The organism is Dactylosporangium darangshiense (assembly GCF_039537565.1).
In the GTDB taxonomy this organism is placed as follows: Bacteria; Actinomycetota; Actinomycetes; order Mycobacteriales; family Micromonosporaceae; genus Dactylosporangium; species Dactylosporangium darangshiense.
In genome coordinates, this window is the sequence record NZ_BAABAT010000176.1 from 1 (window position 1) to 1,610 (window position 1,610).

Below are 1,610 nucleotides of genomic sequence, written 5' to 3' on the forward strand. Positions count from 1 at the left end.
AGGAGGGAGTGTCCGCCGAGGTCGAAGAAGTTGTCGCTGACCCCGACTTGGTCGAGGTGTAGCAGTTCGGCCCAGATGTGGGCGAGGAGTTCTTCGGTGGGGGTGGTCGGCGGTTGGTAGGTGGTGGTGAGGTCTGGCCTGGTGCTGTCGGGGGCGGGCAGGGCGTCGTGGTCGAGTTTGCCGTTGGGGGTGAGGGGCAGGTGGGTGAGTTCGATGTAGTGGGTGGGGATCATGTGTTGGGGCAGGGTGCGGCCGAGGTGGGCCCGGAGTTCGTCGGTCGGGGGTAGGCCGTCGGTGGTGATGAGGTAGGCGGTGAGTTGCTGGTCGTGGGCGGTGACGATGGCGGTGGTGATGGCGGGGTGGGTGGTGAGGGCGTGCTGGATTTCGGCGGGTTCGATGCGGTGGCCGCGGATGTTGAGTTGGTCGTCGGTGCGGCCGTGGAAGTGGAGGTGGCCGTCGGTCCGCCAGTGGGCGAGGTCGCCGGTGCGGTAGAGGCGGCTGCCGTCGGTGGCGTAGGGGTTGGGGATGAATCGTTCGGCGGTGCGGGCGGGTTGGTGCAGATACCCGCGCGTGATCCCGGCTCCGCCGATGTGCAGTTCCCCGGTGACGCCGGGCGGGACGGGGTTGAGATGCCGGTCCAGGACGTAGGTGTGGGTGTTGGGTAGCGGCCGGCCGATCGGGGTCGGGGTGTGGATGGCGGGGGGCAGGGTGAGGGGGCTGTACGTGGTGTCGATTGACGTTTCGGTGATGCCGTAGGCGGTGAGCAGCCGGGTGTGTGGCAGCAGTGTCTGGGTTGCGGTTGCTGGCTGGGTGTGCCAGGTGTCGGTGGTGGCGATCAGTAGCCGCAACTCCGGCAACGTCGCCCTGTCGGCGGTGGTGGTCAGGTCGTCGAGGTAGCGGGGCGCCGACTCCAGGGCGGTGATGCGGTGCTCGGTCAGGTAGGCGGCGAACGCGGCGGGGTCGGTTTGCAGGCGTGCCGGGCCGATGATGAGGGTGTTGCCGGTGGTGAGGGCGCGGATGAGGTCGCCGGTAAAGACGTCGAAGCTGATGTTGGTGAGGTTGAGCCAGCGGTGGTGTTCGGTGGGGGTGGTGTGGGTGTGGGTCCAGGCGGTGTGTAGGGCGATGAGGTTGTTGTGGGTGACGAGGACGCCTTTGGGTTGGCCGGTTGAGCCTGAGGTGTAGATGACGGCGGCGGCCCGGCCGGGTATCCCGCTTGCCGGTGGGGTGGTGCTGGGCTGGGTGGCAATGGCCGGATCAGCCAGGAACGTGGCGTCGATGACGAGGGTGGTGTGGCTGTCGGTTTGCATGGTGGTGAGTCGGGCGGTGGGGTAGTCGGGGTCGAGGGGTAGGTAGGCGCCGCCGGCTTTCCATACGGCGAGGATGGCGATGACGACGTCGATGCCTCGGGGCAGTCGGATCCCGACGACGGTTTCGGTGCCGACGCCGAGTTCGCGTAGGTGCCAGGCCAGTTGGTTCGCCCGGCGGTCCAGGTCGCCGTAGGTGAGGACGACTCCGTCGGCCTCGACCGCCGGCTGGTCGGCAGGCCCGGCCACCAGTTCCTCGACCCCGCCGACCGTCGGCACCGCGAGCGCGGCCCCGGTGTCCCACTC

The 1,610-nt window shown here is 68.7% G+C and carries 1 protein-coding gene; it reads right to left on the minus strand.

Going from position 1 to position 1,610, the window contains the following annotated elements; genetic code table 11:
- A partial coding sequence (locus ABD901_RS58530) for a non-ribosomal peptide synthetase (protein WP_345145044.1) occupies nt 1-1,610 on the minus strand: 1,610 nt, incomplete at both ends.